Consider the following 798-nt stretch of genomic DNA (forward strand, 5'->3'; position numbering starts at 1 on the left):
GGCGCCGGGCCCAGCGGGTGTGGCGCCGGGTACGGGGGGTGTGGCGCTGGGTGCAGCGGGTGTGGTACCGGGTACGGGGGGTGTGGCGCGGGTGGCCCAGCCGGATGTGGTGAGCAGGCGAGCGACCTCGCGGACGGTCGCGTTCGCCTCGTCCCGCCGTGAGCCGTGCCCGATCACCAGTAGACCCCGCATACCCACCAGTCTGCGCCGGCGGTGCGCCCATCGGGTAATGCCGCGTTCGTCGGGGCACACGGTCACACTGCCGCCGGCTGGCCCGACGGCAACAGCCCGTTCGTCGCGGTGTGGCCTGTTGGCGTGAAGAGTGGCCTGTTGGCGTGAAGAGCGGTCCCGCCGGATGGCTCGCCGTCGGCGATGGTGAGTTCGCTCGTCAGCCGGATGGGTGGCAGCGCCGTCGGAGAGCGCTCGTCCGGACGCTGGGCCCGTTGTCGGGCCCAGCCGCGCGCGGGCCCAGCTGGACAGCGTTTCGGGCAAAACCCTGGTTCAGCCGGAACCCGGGGAGGGACGTCGCCGTCGCGGGGTACTTGTCCGGGGCGGCGAGTCGTTTCGGATTCGGCCACATGGTGCCGAGCCGAACAGCACCAAATAATTTCAAACAACTTTGAACAACACAAGACAATGTAGAACAATATTGGACGACACCTTCGGGCAACGCGGAAGCCGGGCGCGGGGAATGGGGAATTACGGATGTCGCGGCCGGTGCATGTCGAGGGCCCGGTCAGGGCGCCCGAGCCGTCAGGGCGCCCGGGCGTCACGAGGCGGCCGGACACCCTGGAGGGG

It is taken from the genome of Protofrankia sp. CiP1_Cm_nod3, from assembly GCF_982290655.1.